General features: G+C 63.8%; 17 protein-coding genes. 3 read left to right on the top strand and 14 right to left on the bottom strand.

Translation table 11 applies throughout. From position 1 onward, the window contains the following. Window positions 1-44 precede the first annotated feature (44 nt). The 3 genes from ribB to ACLBKR_RS03445 form a co-directional block, all read right to left on the bottom strand. Window positions 45-1145, bottom strand: a complete 1101-nt coding sequence (gene ribB / locus ACLBKR_RS03435; RefSeq protein WP_113426138.1) for a 3,4-dihydroxy-2-butanone-4-phosphate synthase — start codon at window positions 1143-1145, stop codon at window positions 45-47. A 9-nt stretch (window positions 1146-1154) separates the two neighbouring features. Then, the gene (gene aroC / locus ACLBKR_RS03440) at window positions 1155-2249 is read right to left on the bottom strand and encodes a chorismate synthase (protein ID WP_113447859.1); all 1095 of its coding nucleotides are present in this window, start codon (window positions 2247-2249) and stop codon (window positions 1155-1157) included. 123 nt (window positions 2250-2372) lie between these two features. Then, window positions 2373-5420 (bottom strand): putative bifunctional diguanylate cyclase/phosphodiesterase, encoded by a 3048-nt coding sequence (locus tag ACLBKR_RS03445; RefSeq protein ID WP_414900649.1) that lies wholly within the window; start codon window positions 5418-5420, stop codon window positions 2373-2375. Window positions 5421-5756: 336 nt separating this feature from the next. Between ACLBKR_RS03445 and ACLBKR_RS03450 the strand changes: the two genes are divergently transcribed. Continuing rightward, window positions 5757-6017, top strand: coding sequence for a DUF1344 domain-containing protein (locus ACLBKR_RS03450; RefSeq protein WP_099056998.1), 261 nt, complete (start codon window positions 5757-5759; stop codon window positions 6015-6017). 29 nt (window positions 6018-6046) lie between these two features. On the opposite strand, the gene ACLBKR_RS03455 is transcribed toward ACLBKR_RS03450, so the two are convergent. From ACLBKR_RS03455 to ACLBKR_RS03470, 4 genes are all read right to left on the bottom strand, one after another. Continuing rightward, the gene (locus ACLBKR_RS03455) at window positions 6047-6637 is read right to left on the bottom strand and encodes a histidine phosphatase family protein (RefSeq protein ID WP_112829667.1); all 591 of its coding nucleotides are present in this window, start codon (window positions 6635-6637) and stop codon (window positions 6047-6049) included. A gap of 25 nt (window positions 6638-6662) precedes the next feature. Continuing rightward, a complete protein-coding gene (fabI, locus tag ACLBKR_RS03460) occupies window positions 6663-7481 on the bottom strand; it encodes an enoyl-ACP reductase FabI (protein WP_112829666.1) in 819 nt (272 codons plus the stop codon). A 122-nt stretch (window positions 7482-7603) separates the two neighbouring features. Further along, the gene (locus ACLBKR_RS03465) at window positions 7604-8854 is read right to left on the bottom strand and encodes a DnaJ C-terminal domain-containing protein (protein WP_244712072.1); all 1251 of its coding nucleotides are present in this window, start codon (window positions 8852-8854) and stop codon (window positions 7604-7606) included. Between the two features lie 187 nt (window positions 8855-9041). Then, window positions 9042-9497 (bottom strand): RT0821/Lpp0805 family surface protein, encoded by a 456-nt coding sequence (locus tag ACLBKR_RS03470; protein ID WP_414900652.1) that lies wholly within the window; start codon window positions 9495-9497, stop codon window positions 9042-9044. 66 nt (window positions 9498-9563) lie between these two features. Between ACLBKR_RS03470 and pdxH the strand changes: the two genes are divergently transcribed. Further along, complete coding sequence (pdxH, locus tag ACLBKR_RS03475; RefSeq protein WP_112829663.1) at window positions 9564-10184, top strand: pyridoxamine 5'-phosphate oxidase; 621 nt, start codon at window positions 9564-9566, stop codon at window positions 10182-10184. A 57-nt stretch (window positions 10185-10241) separates the two neighbouring features. Here pdxH and ACLBKR_RS03480 read toward each other — a convergent pair whose 3' ends face one another. Then, window positions 10242-11285 (bottom strand): polysaccharide deacetylase family protein, encoded by a 1044-nt coding sequence (locus ACLBKR_RS03480; RefSeq protein WP_414900654.1) that lies wholly within the window; start codon window positions 11283-11285, stop codon window positions 10242-10244. 154 nt (window positions 11286-11439) lie between these two features. Beyond that, entirely contained in the window at window positions 11440-12882 is a 1443-nt protein-coding gene (locus ACLBKR_RS03485) for an MFS transporter (RefSeq protein WP_414901717.1), read from the bottom strand. 118 nt (window positions 12883-13000) lie between these two features. Here ACLBKR_RS03485 and soxR point away from each other — a divergent pair, with 118 nt between their 5' ends. After that, window positions 13001-13453, top strand: a complete 453-nt coding sequence (gene soxR / locus ACLBKR_RS03490) for a redox-sensitive transcriptional activator SoxR (protein ID WP_414900657.1) — start codon at window positions 13001-13003, stop codon at window positions 13451-13453. 413 nt (window positions 13454-13866) lie between these two features. Here soxR and ACLBKR_RS03495 read toward each other — a convergent pair whose 3' ends face one another. The 5 genes from ACLBKR_RS03495 to ACLBKR_RS03515 all read right to left on the bottom strand — a co-directional run bounded on the left by ACLBKR_RS03495 (window position 13867) and on the right by ACLBKR_RS03515 (window position 18233). Continuing rightward, on the bottom strand, window positions 13867-14262 hold the full coding sequence (locus ACLBKR_RS03495; RefSeq protein WP_113447854.1) for a cupin domain-containing protein: 396 nt from the start codon (window positions 14260-14262) through the stop codon (window positions 13867-13869). Between the two features lie 59 nt (window positions 14263-14321). Beyond that, a complete protein-coding gene (locus ACLBKR_RS03500; protein WP_113439461.1) occupies window positions 14322-15386 on the bottom strand; it encodes an alpha/beta fold hydrolase in 1065 nt (354 codons plus the stop codon). A 153-nt stretch (window positions 15387-15539) separates the two neighbouring features. Next, window positions 15540-16556 carry a zinc-dependent alcohol dehydrogenase family protein gene (locus tag ACLBKR_RS03505; protein ID WP_113486536.1) on the bottom strand — a complete coding sequence of 339 codons (1017 nt, stop codon included), beginning with the start codon at window positions 16554-16556 and terminating at the stop codon, window positions 15540-15542. Window positions 16557-16575: 19 nt separating this feature from the next. Beyond that, window positions 16576-17046, bottom strand: a complete 471-nt coding sequence (locus ACLBKR_RS03510; protein ID WP_113486538.1) for a cyclophilin-like fold protein — start codon at window positions 17044-17046, stop codon at window positions 16576-16578. Then, on the bottom strand, window positions 17043-18233 hold the full coding sequence (locus ACLBKR_RS03515) for an MFS transporter (RefSeq protein ID WP_113486540.1): 1191 nt from the start codon (window positions 18231-18233) through the stop codon (window positions 17043-17045). The genes ACLBKR_RS03510 and ACLBKR_RS03515 overlap by 4 nt, the downstream gene beginning before the upstream one ends. Window positions 18234-18319 lie beyond the last annotated feature (86 nt).

The following is an 18319-nucleotide window of genomic DNA, read 5'->3' on the forward strand; positions in this document are numbered from 1 at the left end:
GTTTCCGCCTCCGTGGTGCTGCCGGAGGCGGAAATCCCGTCGTGTCAGACGATCTCGGTTCCGCTGATGCGGATGCCGAAGCCTTCAAGGCCGACATAGTGGCGTTCGCGCGAGGAGAAGAGCCGGATGGACGTCACGCCGAGATCTTTCAGGATCTGCGCGCCGAGGCCGATTTCCAGCCATTCGCTGTCGCGCTGCTGCGCCTCGTTATGGGCCTCGCGGTCGTGCTTGCCGGCCCGCGCCGTAGTCGATACGCCGACGCCGACCGAGCCTTCGCGCAGATAGACGATGACGCCGCGGCCCTTTTCGGCGATCCGCTTCATGATGTCGTCGACCTGGCGGTTCTTGCCGAACACGTCCTTGCCGACATGTTCGAGCTGCAGGCGCACCGGAATGTCGACGCCGTCGCGGATATCGCCGAAGACAATGGCGAGATGCTGCATCGGGTCCCAGGGAAGCGAATAGGCATGCGCCTTGGCCGGCCCGTAGGGGGTCTCGACGACGAAGCTCGATTCGAGCTGGATCAGCGTTTCCTTGCGCTGGCGATAGGCGATGAGATCGGCGACGGAGACGCGCTTGAGGCCGTGTTCCTCGGCGAAGTCGAAGACTTCCGGCCCATGCTTGACGGTGCCGTTGTCGTTGACCAGTTCGCCGATCACGCCGACCGGCGGCAGCCCGGCGAGCCTGCAGAGGTCGACGGCGGCTTCCGTATGACCGGAGCGCATCAGCACGCCGCCTTCGCGGGCGACCAGCGGGAAGACGTGGCCGGGACGCACGAAATCCACCGGCCCGACATTCGGGTTGGCGAGGTTGCGCACGGTCAGCGTACGGTCCTCGGCGGAAATGCCCGTCGTCGTGCCGTGCTTGAAGTCGACGGTCACGGTGAAGGCGGTGGTGTGGGCGCTGTCGTTTTCGGCGACCATGGCCGTGAGGTTCAGCCGCTTGGCGTCTTCCTTGGTCATCGGCGCGCAGACGATGCCGGAGGTGTGGCGCACGATAAAGGCCATCTTCTCGGCGGTGCAGTGCACGGCGGCGACGATCAGGTCGCCTTCGTTCTCGCGGTCGTCGTCATCGGTCACGACGACGATCTCGCCGGCCTCGAAGGCGCGGATGGCGTCGACGACGCGGCTCTGGTCATAGCTCATGGGAATGCCTCACTTCAGGCGGCCGGTCTGGCCGCGGTCTCGCAGATAATGATCGACAATCGTGCAGGCGAGCATCGCCTCGCCGACGGGAACCGCCCGGATTCCGACGCAGGGATCGTGCCGGCCCTTGGTGCGCACCTCGACCTCGTGGCCGTCGGCGTCGATGGATCGGCGTTCGGTCAAGATCGAGGAGGTCGGCTTGATGGCGAAACGGGCGACGATCGGCTCGCCGGTGGAAATGCCGCCGAGAATGCCGCCCGCGTGATTGGAAAGGAACATCGGCCTGCCGTCCGGACCGATCCGCATTTCGTCCGCATTTTCCTCGCCGGTGATCTCGGCCGCGCCGAAGCCGTTGCCGATCTCCACGCCCTTGACGGCGTTGATCGACATGAGGTTCGCGGCGATCTCCTGGTCCAGTTTGCCATAGACAGGCGCACCGATGCCGGCCGGAACGCCTTCGGCAACCACTTCGACCACAGCGCCGACGGAAGAGCCCGCCTTGCGGATCTCGTCGAGATAGCTTTCCCATACGGGGACGATTTCCGGGTCGGGAGCGAAGAACGGGTTTTCGTTCACCTGCGCCCAGTCCCAGTTGGCGCGGTTGATCCTGTGCTTGCCGATCTGCACCAGCGCGCCACGGATCGTGACGCCGGGGATCACCTGCCGCGCAAGGGCGCCTGCCGCGACGCGGGCCGCCGTTTCGCGGGCCGATGAACGGCCGCCGCCGCGATAGTCGCGAATGCCGTATTTGACGTCATAGGTATAGTCGGCATGGCCGGGGCGGTAGCGCCGCGCGATCTCGCCGTAATCCTTGGAGCGCTGGTCGGTGTTCTCGATCATCAGCGACACCGGCGTGCCGGTGGTAATCATCGAGCCGTCCTCCTGCGGCATGACGCCGGAGAGCACCTTGACGATGTCGTCCTCCCGGCGCTGGGTCACGAAACGCGACTGGCCGGGCTTGCGCTTGTCGAGAAAGACCTGAAGGTCTTCCTGGGTGAAGCGGATGCCGGGCGGGCAGCCGTCGACCACGGCGCCGAGGGCGGGACCGTGGCTTTCGCCCCAGGTGGTGACGCGGAAGAGATGGCCGAAGGTGTTGTGCGACATGTCAGACGAACCGGTTTGCGGGAGGCTTGCGCCGTTTCCGGGTGCCTCGGCTTTCACTGCGGCACACTCATAGTGGAAAACCGGCGAAACCGACAAGCCTTTCTTGAAGACGCTGCGTCGCCTTTATGACGCCTTTCGCTGCGGCAGCGCCCGGGCAAAGCGGGTGAATTCGTCGAAGGGCAGAGGCTTGGCGAAGGCGTAGCCCTGGAGGAAGTCGCAGCCGAGCTGGCGCAGCAGCGCCGCATGTTCGTGGCTTTCCACGCCCTCCGCCACCGTCTCCACCCCGAGCGAGCGGGCGATCTCGATGATCGAGCGCACCAGCGCCCGTTCCTGGAGCGAGTTGACGATCGGCATCACCAGCTGCCTGTCGATCTTCAGGCGCTTGGGTTTCAGGCGCAGCAGGCTGACGATCGAGGTGTGGCCCGTGCCGAAATCGTCGATCTCGATATCGATGCCGAGCGCCTTGATCCTCTCGATATTCCTGGTCGCGACATCGTCGCTCTCGTCGAGGAAGATGGATTCCACCAGCTCGAAACAGATCGAGCCGGTCGCGATGGAAAGACCCTCGAGCTGTTCGACCAGCGCGTCGTCATGCAGCCGGCGCGACGAGACGTTGACCGAGATACGCGGCAGCCGGAGGCCGAGCGAGGTCCAGCGCATCTGGTCCTTGAGGGCGGTCTCCAGCACCAGCTGGTCGATGCGCGCCATCACGTTCAGCTCTTCGGCGACCTTCAGGAAGCGGTTCGTTGGCAGCACGCCCTGGTCGGGATGCCTCCATCGCACCAGCGCCTCGGCCCCGGTGAGTTCCATGGAGCCGGCCGCGAATTGCGGCTGGTACCAGACGGTGAATTCATCGTGTTCGAGGCCGGCGAGGATCTCGTCCGCCATGCGCTTGCGGGCGAAGATATTGGCCTGCAGGTCCGGGGTGAAGAATTCGTAGCGGTTCCGGCCCTTTTCCTTGGCCTGATAGAGCGCGATATCGGCGTTGATGAGCACCCGGCCGGCGTCGGGAAACAGGCCCGAGGACTGGGCGATGCCGATCGATACGCCGCAGCGGCAGGAAAACCCCTCGAAGTCGATCGGTTTGCTCATTTCCGCGATGATGGCCTCGCTGAGCTTCGAAAGTTCCTCGGCGGTCGTTTGCCGCTTGGCGAGGATGACGAATTCGTCGCCGCCGATGCGTGCGACGAGGTCGCCGCGCACGACATTGCGCTGGAGCACCCTGGAGGCGTGCACCAGCATGGCGTCGCCGGCCGCATGGCCGAGCGTGTCGTTGATTTCCTTGAAGCGGTCGAGGTCGAGGTGAAGGATCGTGAACCGGCTGCGCTGCCGGCCGGCGCTGCGCGTCAGTTCCTCCAGTTCCACATCGAGCTTGCGGCGGTTGGCGAGCGAGGTGAGCGGGTCGTGCAGCGCGTTGAACTCGATGCGGTTCTTGGCGAGCTCCAGCTCGATGTTGCGCGCGTCGGCCTCCGCCTTGGCGGCCCTCAGCTCTTCCGCGATCTTCGCGTCCGCCGTGACGTCGAAGGCGATGCCGATGATCTTCTTCCGCCCATCCTTGCCGATATGCACCTGCCCGACCGAGCGCACGTAGCGCAGCTCGTTGTTGGGCAAAAGAACCCTTTGAAGATTGTTGAGGGTGATGCCGGAGTTCAGCGCCCGGTTGGTGGCGAGCAATATCGGCTGCCGGTCGTCCTGATGCAGGGCCGAGAGCCATTCATGCTTCGTCACCGGCCGGTTTTTGTTCGGCAGATTGTAGAGCTGGTGCATCCGCTCGTCCCAGATCGCGGTGCCATTAACCGGATCGCCCTCCCAGATACCGCAATTGTAGGAAGCGAGCGCAAGATCGAGTTTCTGCGACAGCTCCGCCAGCTGGTGTTCGCGCGCCGACAGCTCGTCGAGCGCCAGTTCCAGCTCGGCATTCTTGATATCGCTGGTTTCCTTGGCGATCCTCAGCGTCTCGGTGAACATGGCGTCGGCGGTGATGTCGAAGACGATGCCGATCTGCCGGCCGGCGCCGTTCGCTCCGGCGCAATGGGCGCCGACCGAACGCAGGTGGCGGATGCTGCCGTCCGACAGCCCGACGCGGTACTGTATGTCCCAGCTCTGCTGACCGAGCGGCGACATGCTCGCAAAGATCCGCAGCTCGATGGTCTCCCGGTCATCGGCATGGATGACGCGATACCAGTCGTCCAGCCGGTCCTGCCGGGCGATCTCGCCTGCCGCGCAGCCATGCAGGGAGGCCGCCCTTTCGTCCCAGAAGAGCTGGCCTGTCTTCTCCTCCAGCTCCCATATGCCGATGTTCGAGGTGTCCATCGCCAGGTTGAGGCGCTGGGTCACTTCGAACAGGGCCTCCTCGCGGGCCTTCAGCCGGGCTATGTTGCGGTTGCGCTCGCGCAGCAGAAGCAGCGTGACGAGAACCGGCAGGATCATCGCGATCACCGCGGCGAAGATGCCGAGCCTCGCAGGCAACCGGCTTTGATGGGCTGTCTGCCAGCCGTCGCTCGGCGCAGCGAGGATTTCCCAGCTGCCGCCGGGCACGCTCATGCGCTCGCTCACAGGGTCTTTCAGGGAAAGTCCGGGGGAGCCGTAGAGGAATTTTCCGGGGCCATCCGCCGGTATCTCGCGGATGGCGACGTCGAGATGCTCCCCCGTGAGATGGGACGCCGCGGCCGCATCCTTGCCCTTCAGGAGGCCGCTGGCCTCGATCGTCCGACCTGCGTTCATCGACAGCACCACCGAACCGAGGCTGCGGTCGAAACCAAGGGCGGGCACCGGAACGTCGAGCAGGAGCGTTTGGGAATCCTGCAGTTTGATGACCGGCTCGCCGCGGCCTTCGCGCAGGCCGGGTTTGAACTCCACGCTTTCTATATGCGGGGTGCGGGCGGCAAGGTTCGCGGTCATCGCGTCGAACGATGCCTGCGAAATCGTCGGGTCGGCGGCAATCATGTCGGCGAGATGGTTCGCCGCCGCCGTGTCGGCCTCGATACGGGCCTCGATCGACGAATGCATCAGGCGCAGGTCTTCGGCGATATGCTGGCGCGCCGCATCGAGACTGGCGGCTGCCGACCATTTGTCGAGCATGACGCCGGCGCCGATGATGGCCATGCTGAGCAGGGCACCTCCCAGCAGCAGAAAATCCGCTCCGGATTGTTCTCCGTCGCTGCGCGCCATGATCATCTTACTGTAATTCAAGTCCCCGGAGCCCCCGCTGCACGTCGAACGATCCTAGGGGGCGGTAGTTAATTTAGCATTGCGTGGGAAATATTTGCAGCGGTCCGTTCAGGCACTTTCCACACGCTGTAGTTACTTGAAGCGATTGGAATTTCCAGCGTTCCTCGAAAAGTTGTCGGCGGTGCCGGGATAACGATTGCGGCGGCTTGATCGCCGCCTCAATTCCGGTCATCAATCACACCGAAAATGACATCTTTGCGGGCGACTTTTGCCACATTCTGGAGGCTTATTTTGAGACACATTCTGAATCGGTCATTTCTGGTGAAAGTCATTCGCATGCGGGTCATGATTGCAGTTCTTCTGGCGACGGCGAGTTTCCTGTCTCCGCTCAGCGTTCTGGCAGGCAGCTCGGACGTCGAAGCCACCATCAAGTCCGTGAATGTCGAGAACCTCAGCCTCGTTCTCGACGACGGCAAGACCTATTCCCTGCCGGAGGAGTTCAACTTCGACGGGCTGCAGAGCGGCGTGAAGGTGATCGTGTTCTACACCGAAGTGGACGGCAAGCGCGTCGTCGACGATCTGGAAGTGGTGCAGTAAGGCACGAACCCGGGCGAGCGGCGAGGCTTCTACAGCCAGCCGACGGATACGCCGTCCCGGTCGATCTTCAAAATACGATCCTGCGGCACGTTCATGTCGCAGGCCTCGTCCCGGCTCCATTGGCCGATCAGACGGAAAACGCTGCGCACGACGCCGCCATGGGTGACGCAGACTGTGGGGCGCTCCACGGAATTCAGCCAGGCGCCCACCCTCCAGGAGAGAATCTCGTAGCTTTCCGCGGCTTCGCCCGGCGGAATGAAATCCCATTTGTGCAGCCGCCGTTCCTTCACCCGGTCCGGCGTGCGCTGCTTGAGTTCTGCGATGGTCGAGCCTTCCCAGTCGCCGAAGGAAAGTTCCTTCAGCCGTTCGTCGAGACGATAGCCGTGGGGATCGAGGCCCATCGCCGAGCGGACCCGCTCCATGGTTTCCCGGGTGCGGCCGAGCGGCGAGGCGACATAGTCGAAATCGGCCGCCCGCGAGCCGAGTTCGGCCGAAAGCTGACGGCCGTTCTCGCTGGCCTGGGCGCGGCCGAAATCGTTGAGGCCGATATCCTTCTGCCCCTGCAGCCGTCCCTCGGCGTTCCAGTCGGTCTGGCCGTGACGGATCATGTAGATGAGCACGGCCGAAAAACCCCGGTAAGAGACGTCAGTCCTTGGCGACGGAAATGTCCGGTGCGTCGACGGCCTTCATCCCGACCGTGTGATAGCCGGAATCGACATGATGCACTTCACCGGTAACGCCCGTCGAAAGATCCGACAGGAGGTACATGCCGGATTTGCCGACCTCGTCGGTCGTGACGTTGCGCTTCAGCGGCGAGTTGTATTCGTTCCACTTCAGAATGTAGCGGAAGTCGCCGATGCCGGAGGCCGCGAGCGTCTTGATCGGGCCGGCGGAAATGGCGTTGACGCGGATGCCGCGACCGCCCATGTCGACGGCGAGATAGCGCACGGAGGCCTCGAGTGCGGCCTTGGCGACGCCCATGACGTTATAATGCGGCATGACCTTTTCGGCGCCGTAATAGGTCAGCGTCAGGATCGAGCCGCCGTCATTCATCACCTTTTCGGCGCGCGCGGCGACAGCCGTGAACGAGTAGACGGAGATGTCCATGGTCCGCTGGAAGTTGTCGCGGGTGGTCTCGATGTAGCGGCCGGTCAGTTCGTCCTTGTCGGAAAACGCGATGGCATGCACGACGAAATCGATCTTGCCCCACTTGTCCTCGAGCGTCTTGAAGACGGCATCGATACTGGCGAGATCGGTGACGTCGCAGTCGCCGGCCATGAACGCTTCCAATTCCTGGGCAAGCGGTTCGACGCGCTTCTTCAGCGCATCCCCTTGCCAGGTCAAGGCAATTTCGGCTCCCTGGTCGCGGCAGGCTTTCGCGATCCCCCATGCGATGGAACGATTGTTTGCGACGCCCATGATGACGCCGCGCTTGCCTGCCATAAGGCCGGAACCTTGAGCCATGTTTTGCTCCCTGATACTTTCGAGTGATCCTGCCTATGGCATAGCCCGATCCGTGGTTCAAGATTGGACGGGATCATCAACTGTTAGGGGCCGTAACAAAGGGTGTAATTGTTACAAAGGCTTCACAGAAACAGCCCTTCGCGCATGACACGCATCAGGTCCGTCACCTTATCGTCCGGTTTTTCCCAGAGTTTCACGCGCAGTTCGACCAGCAGGGCGCCGCGTCCGCCGGCGTCGTCATGGAGACCCTGGTCGTCGAGACGGATCACCTGATCGGAGTTCGACCAGGCCGGAATGGTGATGTCCACAGGCCCCGACGGGGTCTCCACCTGGGTCTCGCAGCCGAGCACGGCGTTTTCGAGCGTGATCGGCAGGACGGTCCTGATGTCGAAGCCGTCGACCGAGAACTTGTCGTTCTTCTGGACCCGGATGGTTGCGGCAACGTCGCCGCGCGCCATGTTCGGCAGCTTGTGTCCCTGGCCTTTGAGGCGGACGACATGGCCCTCGCTGACGCCGCCTTCCAGCGGCACCCGCAGCTCCCGGCCGTCGGCAACCGTCACCGGAACGGATTTCTGGGCGAGCAGGTCGTCGATGGTGACGCTGACCTCGATGGCGAGTTCCGGCGCCTTTTCCGGCGGCGGCTGCACCCCGCGGATGCGCCGAACGAGCGAGCTGATGAGCTCCACCGGAGCGAAGATCGAAGTCGGCTTCGGAGCGGCGGCTGTGGCCGCATCCGGGGTTTCGCCCTTTTCCGTCTTGTCGGTCTTCTCCGCCTTGCCTTCCGTCTCCCGCTTCAGGGTTTCCGCGGCCGCGGCCGCTTCTGGCGTGTCGCCGAAGATGCGCGATACCATGTCTTCCGGCGTTTCCCCTGCGGGACCGGCTTTGCCCTGCGCGGAGGTCTGTGCTCCGGCAGCGCCGGCCGTCTGGCCCGCCTTGGCCTGCTGTGCGGCCTGAGCTGCGGCCTGGGCCGCCTGCGCCGCAGCCTGCGCTGCCTGGGCGGTCGCCTGGGCCACCTTTTCGGTTCGTGCCTTTTCGGCCTCGGCCTTGGCGAGTTCGGCCATGATCCGCTCGGCATTGGCCTTGGCGACCTTCGCCCGTTCCGCCGCCTCGCGCGCCGCTTCGCGCTGCTGCATGATGGTCTTTTCGCGTTCCAGCGCCTCGACCTTGCTGCGCTGCTGGTCGTAGAGGTTGCGCTTCTTCGGGTCTTTCAGCACCTCGTAGGCGCGGCCGATCTCGGCGAAACGCTGGTTGGCGTTCGGGTCCTCGCGGTTCTGGTCGGGATGGACGGACTTGGCCTTCGTACGCCATGCCGCCTTGATTTCTTCGGCGCCTGCGTCTCGTTTCACGCCGAGTACAGAATACAGATCGCGCATCTAGGCCACCAGTAAACACAAACGGCCGAGCATCCGGTCATATGACGCGCCGGCAACAAAAAACGCACCGCCCCGCCCAACTCATGGCGGTTCCGGCATAATACAGGCGAGACTATCACAAGAAGATGCTAATCAGTGGTTACGCGGGTTTCCGGCAAGCGGTCCGGCCGGGAATATGGTTGCCGAATTATGAACGGCGGTCGAAGCGCATGAGCTGCCACTCGCCGGAGCCGGTGGTGCAGGTCTTGCCGGCGAAGTAGGCGATACCCTCGTAGGAATGGCGCGTGGTGGAAAAGTTGCGGCAGACGACGCCGTTATCCTTTTCCTCCTGGATCGCCGTGACCACGCCGGCGCTGCCGGTCGCGGCATTGGCCCAGGGCAGGGGATTGCCGGCATTCTTGCTGAGATCGGCCGAGGAGACGGCGTTCTGGACGGTGAGCTCGTCGGAATTGCCCGCCGGAGCCCGCTTCGAGGCGACCGTATTGGTGGAGATAGAGCGATCGACGCTGTCGGAACCGAAGAGATCCATGCTGCCGCCGAAACAACCGCAAAGGGGAAGCGTCACTGTCATTACGGCAAGCATTCGCTTCATTGCGATCCTGTTACCCTTTTGGCGCTCGTGGGACTTTGCTATGTCTCTCAATGGGCGTCCTGTCCAGTGATTTGACCCTGGGCCGAGATGATGTCGTTCAGGAGCATTTGAAGCAATATGTCAGAAATGGGGTTAACAACCGGTGACTTCACCGAGGAGTCGGAACCTTTTGCGCTGTTCGCGGCGTGGTTGAAGGACGCGGAAGCCTCGGAAATCAACGATCCCAATGCGGTAGCACTGGCAACCGTCGACGGGGACGGTCTTCCCAATGTCAGGATGGTGCTGCTCAAGGGGTTCGATAACCGGGGGTTTGTTTTCTACACGAATTTCGAGAGCCAGAAGGGACAGGAAATTCTCGGCCAGAAGAAGGCGGCGATGTGCTTTCACTGGAAGTCGCTGCGTCGTCAGGTGCGCCTGCGGGGCGAGGTGGAAGTGGTTTCCGACGAGGAGGCGGATGCCTATTACCGGTCCCGCCCTCTCGGCAGCCGGATCGGTGCCTGGGCTTCCAGGCAGTCCCGCCCGCTCGAAGGCCGTTTCGCGCTTGAAAAGGCGGTTGCGGAATATACCGCGAGGTTCGCCATCGGCGATGTGCCCCGCCCCCCCTACTGGTCCGGTTTCCGCATCAAGCCGCAATCGATCGAGTTCTGGCACGACCGCAAGTTTCGCCTGCATGACCGCATCGAATTCCGCCGCGAGACGCAGGACGCGCCGTGGACCAAGGTTCGCATGTATCCGTGACGCCGGAAGGCGGCCCTTTCGCTTGAGGGTGGTGAGAGGCCCCCGCCCGCCTTGTCCTCAGCCAAGGCCGAAGGGAATGCCGGAGGCCAGCGCCGCGACGTAGCGCGCCCTCTGGTAGAAGCCGTTGAGCGAAATGCGCGGCAATTGCATGGGCGTTTCGAGGCTGCTTTCCCTGAGCGTGCCCGGCCGCGTCGTGACCGCGAGCCGGAAACCGGCCTGCCTGACGGCGGCGGCGGTCCGCGCGTTCACGCTGCGGTGGTCGCCGTAAGGATAGGCGAAGCTCGCCGGCCGCCGGCCGGTGAGTTCTTCGACATAATCCGCGCTGGAAGCGAGTTCCGCGGCAAGCGACGCATCGTCCAGGAAGGCGAGCGCCCGGTGGCTGACGGTGTGCGCGCCGAGGCTGGCCAGCGGGTGGCGGGCGACCGCCTTCAATTCGTCCGGTGTCATGACCAGCCTGTCCGCGAGCGCCCGCGCATCGACACCGGCCGCAAGCGCCGCCGCATCGAGCCGGCTGATCGCCTGGCTTTCCTCCGGGCCGCCGATGGTCGCGCCGATCGTGTCGCAGGCCATGAGTTTCTCGATGCGGTTCGAAACCGTAAAGCTCGTCCGCCCGCCCGCGGCATCGGCAAGCGTGAAGCTTTCCGTGCGGTTGACCAGTTCGTCGAGCGTCTCCCACCACAGCGTATGGCTGCGCTCGGCAAAGCCCTTTGCCACGAAGATGGTGAAGGGAACCCCGTGCCGTTCGAAGACCGGCAGGGCATGTTCTGCATTGTCGCGGAAACCGTCGTCCAGCGTGAAGGCGGCGAAGGGGCGCCCGGCATCTTTCGCGGACAGAAGCGAAGGGATCTCCTCCAGTGCCACGAATCGGTAGCCGTCCGACTTCAGCCGCGCGATGCAGCGGTCGAGAAAATGCGGGCTGATCTCGAGATGGCGGTTCGCTTCGGCAAGGCGTGGCGCATGCGGGCGAACGTGGTGCAGGGTGAAGATCGCCCCCCGGCCTCTTGCCGCGGGCATGGCGCCAAGACGGGAAAGCGCATGCGAGGCTTCCAGCCCGGCCGTGATCGCCGTCTGCCGCAGCATGCTCTTCAGCAACGCCTTCATCGCATTTCCCCGTTTCGCATCGCAGCGAATGTAGGAGCGGGCCGTTAAGCCTTGCTGAACGGCCCGCTGCCTGTTCTCGCGTCCCGATTGTCAGGTTTCCGGCCAGCACCCGCCAGGAAGCATGGCCGGAGTGGCGACCGGGACGCAAGCAACCTCAGGAAGCCGGGCTTGCCGGGCCGGCGAGCCGGACGGCCCGGCGGGCGGCCAGCAGGGCGGGCACCGCCCAGATCAGTGCGAGAGCGAAAGTCAGCGTGAGGATCATGCGCATGGCCTCCGGCGTTTCGGCCGAGGCGAGCCCCGCGCCGTTCGCCCAGAGTCCGGCCATCGCGGCGCCGAGCGCATATCCGGCCGATTGCAGCGTGGGCAGCAGCGCCGAGGTCTTGTCGCGCTCCCGTTCCGGCGTCGTCTCCATCAGCATCTGGCTGAGATAGCCCCAGCTCAGGCCGAAGGCCGCGCCGATGGTGATCTGGGCTGCGGCAAGAAGCCCGGTGCTGCCGGCGGCGATGGCTGTCGCAAGGGCGGCAAAGCCGCAGACCAGCAGCAGAGGGCCGAGCCAGATGGTGGCCCGTCTTGCCCCTTCATGTCTGAGATTGGCGATCCCGATCGCCGTCAGGCTCCAGCTGATCGCCATCAGGGCGCCGAGCGCGCCGGCATGGGTCGGTCCGTAGCCGAAGAGATATTGCAGGCAATAGACGAGATAGACGCCGCTGGTTGCCTGCGAGAGCGGCATCAAAAGCACCACCCAGAGGCCGAGGCCGAGCGTGGACCGAAGTGAGAATGCACCCTTTGGCAGGATGGAATGATCGGCTCTGCGGTCGAAGCGGACGGCGGCGAGGATGAGGAGAAACGAGGCGGCGACGGCGGCCGTCGTGGCAAGCGCCGAGGGCGCAAGTCCCGCGATCAGCATGACGAGAAGGCCTGCCGAAAGCAGGGCGAGGCGCCGGATCGGGAAGCCGCGCGACGTTGCACCTGCCGCGCCGCGCCCGCCCGGCACCATGACCGCCGCGAGCAGCAGGAAAAGCCCGATGATCGGCGCATTGACGAGGAAGGCGACGCGCCAGGAAAAGCTCTCGGTGAGCGAACCGGCAAGCACAGGCCCGCCGAAGGCGGCGACCGCCCAGACGGTCGCCTCCGCGCCGAACACCTTCGGCACCAGCGCCGGCGGAAACATTTCGGGGATCAGGGCGTAGCAGATCGCCGCGATGATCCCCTCGCCAATGCCCTGGAAAACCCGCCCGACGAGGACCGTCTCCATGTTCGATGAAAGGGCCGCCGCAAGCGTGCCGGCAAGGAACACCAGGGCAGCGGCAAACAGCACCTTTCGCGCGCCGTATCTCTGTTTCAGCAGCGCAGCACTCGCGCCGGCGACGATCGAGGCGACGAGATAAAGCGTCAGCGACCACGGCAGCAGCGCCGCGCCGCCGATCTCGCGGACGGCGGTCGGCAGCACGGTGCTGACCAGAAAACCGTTGAAGGCGTAAAGCGCCACGCCGACGCACAGCATGGTGGTGGTGGCGAGATAGCGGGGTGCCAGCAGCTCCGCCCAGCGCCCGGTGATCGCCGGCGGCGTCGCGGCTCCTGCGTTTCGCTTTTCCATGCGGCTTGCCGTCTCCGTTCGTGCATCCATTCCCGGGCCTTTCCTCTCCATGGTGTTCTTCGAGGCGGGATGCTACAACCTCAACCAAAGTTGAGGTAAAGAGCCGGAGTGACAAAAAATGCAGGGCCTGACCGTCGGCGAAATCGCAAGGCGAAGCGGCGTGGCCGTGTCGGCCATTCATTTCTACGAGCGCAAGGGACTGATCGCCTCCCACCGCACGGAGGGCAATCAGCGTCGCTTCGACCGCGCCGTACTGCGCCGCATCGCCCTCATCAAGGTCGCGCAGCAGCTTGGTGTGCCGCTTTCGGAAGTGGCGGAACAGCTTGCCGTGCTCCCCAGGGACCGCGCGCCGAATCACGGCGACTGGCAAAAAATCGCCACGCGCTGGTCGGAGCAACTGAACCATCGCATCCGCATGCTGGAGGCGCTACGCGACAGCCTCGACGGCTGCATCGGCTGCGGCTGCCTCTCCATGACGAAATGCACGGTCATCAATCCCGGCGACCGCCTTGCCGAAGAAGGGCAAGGCGCCGTGGCACTCGCCGAGATGGCCGCGGAGGAGGAGGATTGATCGGAGGGGCGCTCCGGTCGGAGGCGAGATTTCAAGGCAGTTGATTTTCGTCTGCAAGCGGGCCGAGACGGCCTTCGTTCAGGTGTAGGCGCGAAGCCGCCCCACAAGTATCACGCCGGTCCACGCGAGCATTGACACGACTGCTGCCGCACGAGCAGCGACCGGCGTCACCGCGGCTTCGGTCCACTCGTCGACGTGACGGCAGACGCCACAGTGGAATATCGGGATATACCGGTATCAGCACGGCTCCCAGGGTAACCGCGAGCGAGATTCCGATTTTGGTACCAGACGCAAAGCCCGGACTGGCTTGGCGAGGCGTGCAGTCATGCTGTTCATTCTATTCGTCCTTTCGTGAAAACCATCATCGTCATCCGGGAACTGACCGACTGCTGCGTCGCGGCTGCCCTCTTGCTTCAGCCTTCGAATTGCTCCTGGGTGACGTGCTCCATCCAGTCCACGACCTTTCCGTCGAGATGTTCCTGGATAGCGATGTGGCTCATCGCCGTTGTCGGTCCCGCGCCGTGCCAATGTTTTTCGCCAGGCTCGAACCACACGACATCGCCGGGGCGGATTTCCTGTATCGGCCCACCTTCGCGTTGCACGCGTCCCAGACCGCTCAAGACGATAAGGGTCTGGCCAAGCGGATGGGTGTGCCAGGCCGTTCGCGCGCCGGGCTCGAATGTGACCGTTGCGGCGGTACCGCGCCTAGCTTCGTTGGCGGCGAAGAGCGGGTCGATTCTGACCGAACCCGTGAACCAGTCCGACGGACCTTTTCCGGAAGGTTGGCTGCCGAGTGAAATGATATCCATGGCAAATCTCCTTTGTGGGACCGAGCCGACCGCCCGAATGGCGGCCGGCTTAACGGGCATTATGCCGCAAGGTGCTGGTTGAAGAACTGGGCGAGCTTGTCGAAGGGAATGATGTCAGTCTTGTCGTAGAGGTCAACGTGGCTCGCGCCCGGGATCACCATCAGTTCCTTCGGCTCTGCCGCCGCTTCGAAGGCCGTCTTGGCGAAGTAGAGCGAGTGAGCCTTTTCGCCATGAACGAACAGAACCGGACGCGGCGAAATTTCCGCGATGTAGGACAGGATCGGCATGTTCATGAACGAGAGCGGGGTGGTCTGCGTCCAGGCGTTGCCGGAGTTGACGGCGCGCTTGTGGTATCCGCGCGGTGTGCCGTAGTAGTCGTGATAGTCGATCATGAACTGCGGCGAGTCTTCCGTAACGGCTACGTTGTAGGCCGGCTGATAGGCGGGGCTCCCTTTTTCCGCATCCGCCCAGCGCTGGCGGCTCATCTGTTCCAGCGCCTTTGTGCGCTGTTCCAGTGTGACGCTGTCGTTATAGCCTTTCGACATCACGCGGGTCATGTCGTACATCGTGCTGGCAACGACGGCCTTGACGCGCTTGTCGACCGCGACGGCGTTCAGAGCCATGCCGCCCCAGCCGCAGATGCCGATGACACCGATGCGCTCACGATCGACCTCGGGGCGCAGGCCAATGTAATCGACCGCTGCGCTGAAGTCTTCTGTGTTTATGTCCGGCGATGCGACATTGCGCGGCTCACCGCCGCTTTCGCCCGTGTAGGATGCATCGAAAGCGAGTGTGACGAAGCCGCGCTCTGCCATCGTCTGCGCGTAGAGGCCGGAGGACTGCTCCTTGACCGCGCCGAAGGGGCCACCCACGGCGATTGCGGGAAGGCGGAGGTCACCACGGTTCTTCGGTAGGTAGATGTCGCCGGACAAGGTGATGCCATAGCGGTTTTTGAACGTAATCTTCTCGTGGTCGACGGCTTCGCTCCTGGGAAAGGTCTTGTCCCAGTCCGCAGTGTCCTGGGCGATCGCCGGGCCTCCGACGGCGTTCGCGACACCCAGTGCGGCGACTCCGACTCCGGTTAGCTTGAGGAAGGTACGGCGAGCTTCATTATGATCTGACATGTGCTTCTCCTTGCTGATGGTTGCTTGCAGTGTGGTTCGATCCGGACACGAGGGCGCGGGTGCGGAAACGGGAGGTCTCCACATCGGCAATCCGGGTCTTGGGCGTAATCGGCAGCCAGCGGGCTCGAACCTCCGGCTGGCTACCGGAAGGCGCTAGAGGCGCAAGAGCGTCTTGATCGCGCGGCGGTCGTCCATCGCCTTGTAGCCTTCGGCGACGTCCTCCAACGGAAGCTCGAGGTCGAACACCTTGCCGGGATCGATCTTGCGGCTCAGGATCAGGTCGAAGAACTGCGGCAGGTAGCGGCGCACAGGGGCGGGACCGCCGAGCAGGTTCTTCTGGGCGAAGAACAACATCTGCCCGTCAAGCGATACGCCATGCGGAACGCCGACAAAGCCAATGGAGCCGCCCGGCCGAGCCGCGTTGAGCGCCTGCATCATCGATTCCTGCGTGCCGACGCATTCCAGAACCGAGTCAGCGCCGATGCCATCAGTCAGTTCCCGAATCTTGGCGGCACCTTCGTCGCCGCGCTCGGTGACGATGTGTGTCGCGCCATATTCCAGCGCCAATTCCTGCCGGGGCTTGTGTCGGCTCATTGCGATGATCCGCTCGGCACCCAACTGCTTGGCGGCGAGGACACCCATGAGACCGACCGCGCCGTCGCCGACGACAACGGCCGTGCAGCCCGGCTGGACGCGCGCGGCATCCGCGGCATACCAACCCGTGCCCAGCACATCTGAAGCGGCGAGCAGGCTGGGGATCAGGTCTTCGGGCGGCATCTCGGCGGTCGCCACCAGCGTGCCGTCGGCATTCGGGATGCGCGCGATCGGCGCTTGCCCTCCAGACATGAACTGACGATTGACGCAAGACGACGGCCAACCGCCAAGGCAATTGGGGCACTTGCCGCAAGACAGCACGAACGAGCCGACGACGAACTGGCCGGGCTTCACCGTCGACACGGCCGATCCGACCTCGACGACGACACCGCAATATTCGTGACCCATATGGGCGGGCTGGTTTACGGGCTGGAGTCCGCGATAAGGCCAAAGGTCGGAGCCGCAGATGCAGGACGCCGAAAGCTTGATGATCGCGTCCGTCGGCTCGATGATCCTGGGTTCTTCGACTTCGACGCAGCGGACATCGCCGGGGCTGTAGAGAATTGTTGCACGCATGATCGTGTCCTTCCTTTGATTATTCGGCGCGCTCGATGCGCAGGGGAAACTCGCCGCGGGTCAGCATCGGTTCGATCCCGCCGTCGACGCGCCCGAGGCGGATCAAACCGCTGGAATAGCGATACGATGCATAGAAAAGGATGATGTCACCCCAAGGCGCGTAATAGCAGACGTCGCCGGGCTGCTCGTTTCCGAACGGACCGCTGCCGTCCTCCGTCAATTTCCGCGGCAGGTAGGCAATCTTCTCGTTGTTGGAATAGTCCTCGATCTTGAGGTCGAGCGGCAGCATCGATGCGAAGTCCCGTGCGGAGGGATTGTCGTAGAGGGTCGCGTTGACGGTGTGCCTGTCGAAGCGGAAGCGGACTTTCATATCTGTGGGCTCCTGATTGGCGGGGTCGTGGCCCTGCTGGCCGAATGCCAACGGCGGCAACGTGATGGTGGCGAGGCTGCCGACCAACACCGTTCGGCGATGCAATTGAAGCGACGTCATACGGCGTTCCTCCGGGCGTTGCGCATGGCGGCAAGCGCGAGAATGGATGAAGCCGCCAAGATGAGGGTCGCAAGGGCGAACGGACCCCACCATCCGATGATGTCGAACAGATATCCACCGCCCGCGGCTCCAGCCGTGATGCCGAGTTGGATGACGGCGACGCTCAGCCCGCCGCCGGCTTCGGCGTCATCGGAGATGTGCCTGCTGACCCAGGTGCCCCAGCCCACGGGTGCTGCCGTGCCGAAGAACCCCCAGGCAACCAGCAATGCCGCGACGAGTGGAGACGCTGAGCTGAACGCGACCATGCCAATCGCGAGCAGCGCCATGATGGCGGGAATGCCGATCAGGAGGCTGAACAGACGTGTCCGCAGCGCTCTGCCGATGGCAACCGTGCCGAGCACGCCCGCGAGGCCCATCAGCAGAAGCACGAGGGAGATGGCCTTGATCGTGAAGCCTCCCGCGGTTTCGAGATAGGGTCGCAGATAGGTGAACAGTGCGAACTGGCCCATGAACAGGAACATCGTCGAAGCCATGCCGAGAAGGACCTGGCGGCGGGCAAGAAGCCGCAGGACGTTGCCGCCGGACTTCTGATCCTGCGGCGGCATTGGCGGCAGGCTTATCCATTGCCAGACAAGCGCCAGTATCGCGATCGGAACGACCAGGAAGAATGCGCTGCGCCAGCCGACATACGCACCCAGCAGACTGCCGAGCGGCGCGGAGATCGTGGCCGCCAGTGCGTTACCGCCGTTGATCCAGGCGAGCGCTTTCGGGACCTCGTTGTCCGAGACCAGGCGCATGACGATCGATGTCGACATCGACCAGAAGCCGCCGATTGCGATGCCGAGCAGGACCCGGCCAAGCATCAGAATCGGATAATTCGGCGCGAACGCCACGATCGTTCCCGACACGACGAGCAGCGATGTGAAGGCGCTGGCGACGAGGCGGCGGTCGATGCGGCGGGTAAGGTGCGCCATCACCAGACTGGTGAGCACGGCGAACACGCCGGAGACGGAGATCGCCTGTCCGGTTTGTCCCTCGGTAATTGCCAGATCGTGAGCCACGAGCGGAAGCAAGCTCACAGGCATGAACTCCGAGGCGATGAGGACAAACGCGGCCAGAGCCATCGAAAATACCGCACCCCAGGCTCCTGCTATGCGGACTGGCTGTCGATCGCAAGTCAATGCCATTGGTTCGCGCCTTCCTCATCATTGCTTCGTTACAACGGGAAGATACGCGGTGGCCATTCCAAGGATAAGGTGCCATAATCCGAAAG

The sequence above is a fragment of the Paenirhizobium cremeum genome (genome assembly GCF_047553425.1).
Classification (GTDB): Bacteria; Pseudomonadota; Alphaproteobacteria; order Rhizobiales; family Rhizobiaceae; genus Allorhizobium; species Allorhizobium cremeum.

Bases quoted from the DNA above. Each gene is read 5' to 3' on its own strand.
- ribB (WP_113426138.1), bottom strand. From the start codon at position 1,145: ATGAGCTATGACCAGAGCCGCGTCGTCGACGCCATCCGCGCCTTCGAG.
- aroC (WP_113447859.1), bottom strand. From the start codon at position 2,249: ATGTCGCACAACACCTTCGGCCATCTCTTCCGCGTCACCACCTGGGGC.
- ACLBKR_RS03445 (WP_414900649.1), bottom strand. From the start codon at position 5,420: ATGGCGCGCAGCGACGGAGAACAATCCGGAGCGGATTTTCTGCTGCTG.
- ACLBKR_RS03450 (WP_099056998.1), top strand. From the start codon at position 5,757: ATGCGGGTCATGATTGCAGTTCTTCTGGCGACGGCGAGTTTCCTGTCT.
- fabI (WP_112829666.1), bottom strand. From the start codon at position 7,481: ATGGCTCAAGGTTCCGGCCTTATGGCAGGCAAGCGCGGCGTCATCATG.
- ACLBKR_RS03465 (WP_244712072.1), bottom strand. From the start codon at position 8,854: ATGCGCGATCTGTATTCTGTACTCGGCGTGAAACGAGACGCAGGCGCC.
- pdxH (WP_112829663.1), top strand. From the start codon at position 9,564: ATGTCAGAAATGGGGTTAACAACCGGTGACTTCACCGAGGAGTCGGAA.
- ACLBKR_RS03480 (WP_414900654.1), bottom strand. From the start codon at position 11,285: ATGAAGGCGTTGCTGAAGAGCATGCTGCGGCAGACGGCGATCACGGCC.
- ACLBKR_RS03485 (WP_414901717.1), bottom strand. From the start codon at position 12,882: ATGGAAAAGCGAAACGCAGGAGCCGCGACGCCGCCGGCGATCACCGGG.
- soxR (WP_414900657.1), top strand. From the start codon at position 13,001: ATGCAGGGCCTGACCGTCGGCGAAATCGCAAGGCGAAGCGGCGTGGCC.
- ACLBKR_RS03495 (WP_113447854.1), bottom strand. From the start codon at position 14,262: ATGGATATCATTTCACTCGGCAGCCAACCTTCCGGAAAAGGTCCGTCG.
- ACLBKR_RS03500 (WP_113439461.1), bottom strand. From the start codon at position 15,386: ATGTCAGATCATAATGAAGCTCGCCGTACCTTCCTCAAGCTAACCGGA.
- ACLBKR_RS03505 (WP_113486536.1), bottom strand. From the start codon at position 16,556: ATGCGTGCAACAATTCTCTACAGCCCCGGCGATGTCCGCTGCGTCGAA.
- ACLBKR_RS03510 (WP_113486538.1), bottom strand. From the start codon at position 17,046: ATGACGTCGCTTCAATTGCATCGCCGAACGGTGTTGGTCGGCAGCCTC.
- ACLBKR_RS03515 (WP_113486540.1), bottom strand. From the start codon at position 18,233: ATGGCATTGACTTGCGATCGACAGCCAGTCCGCATAGCAGGAGCCTGG.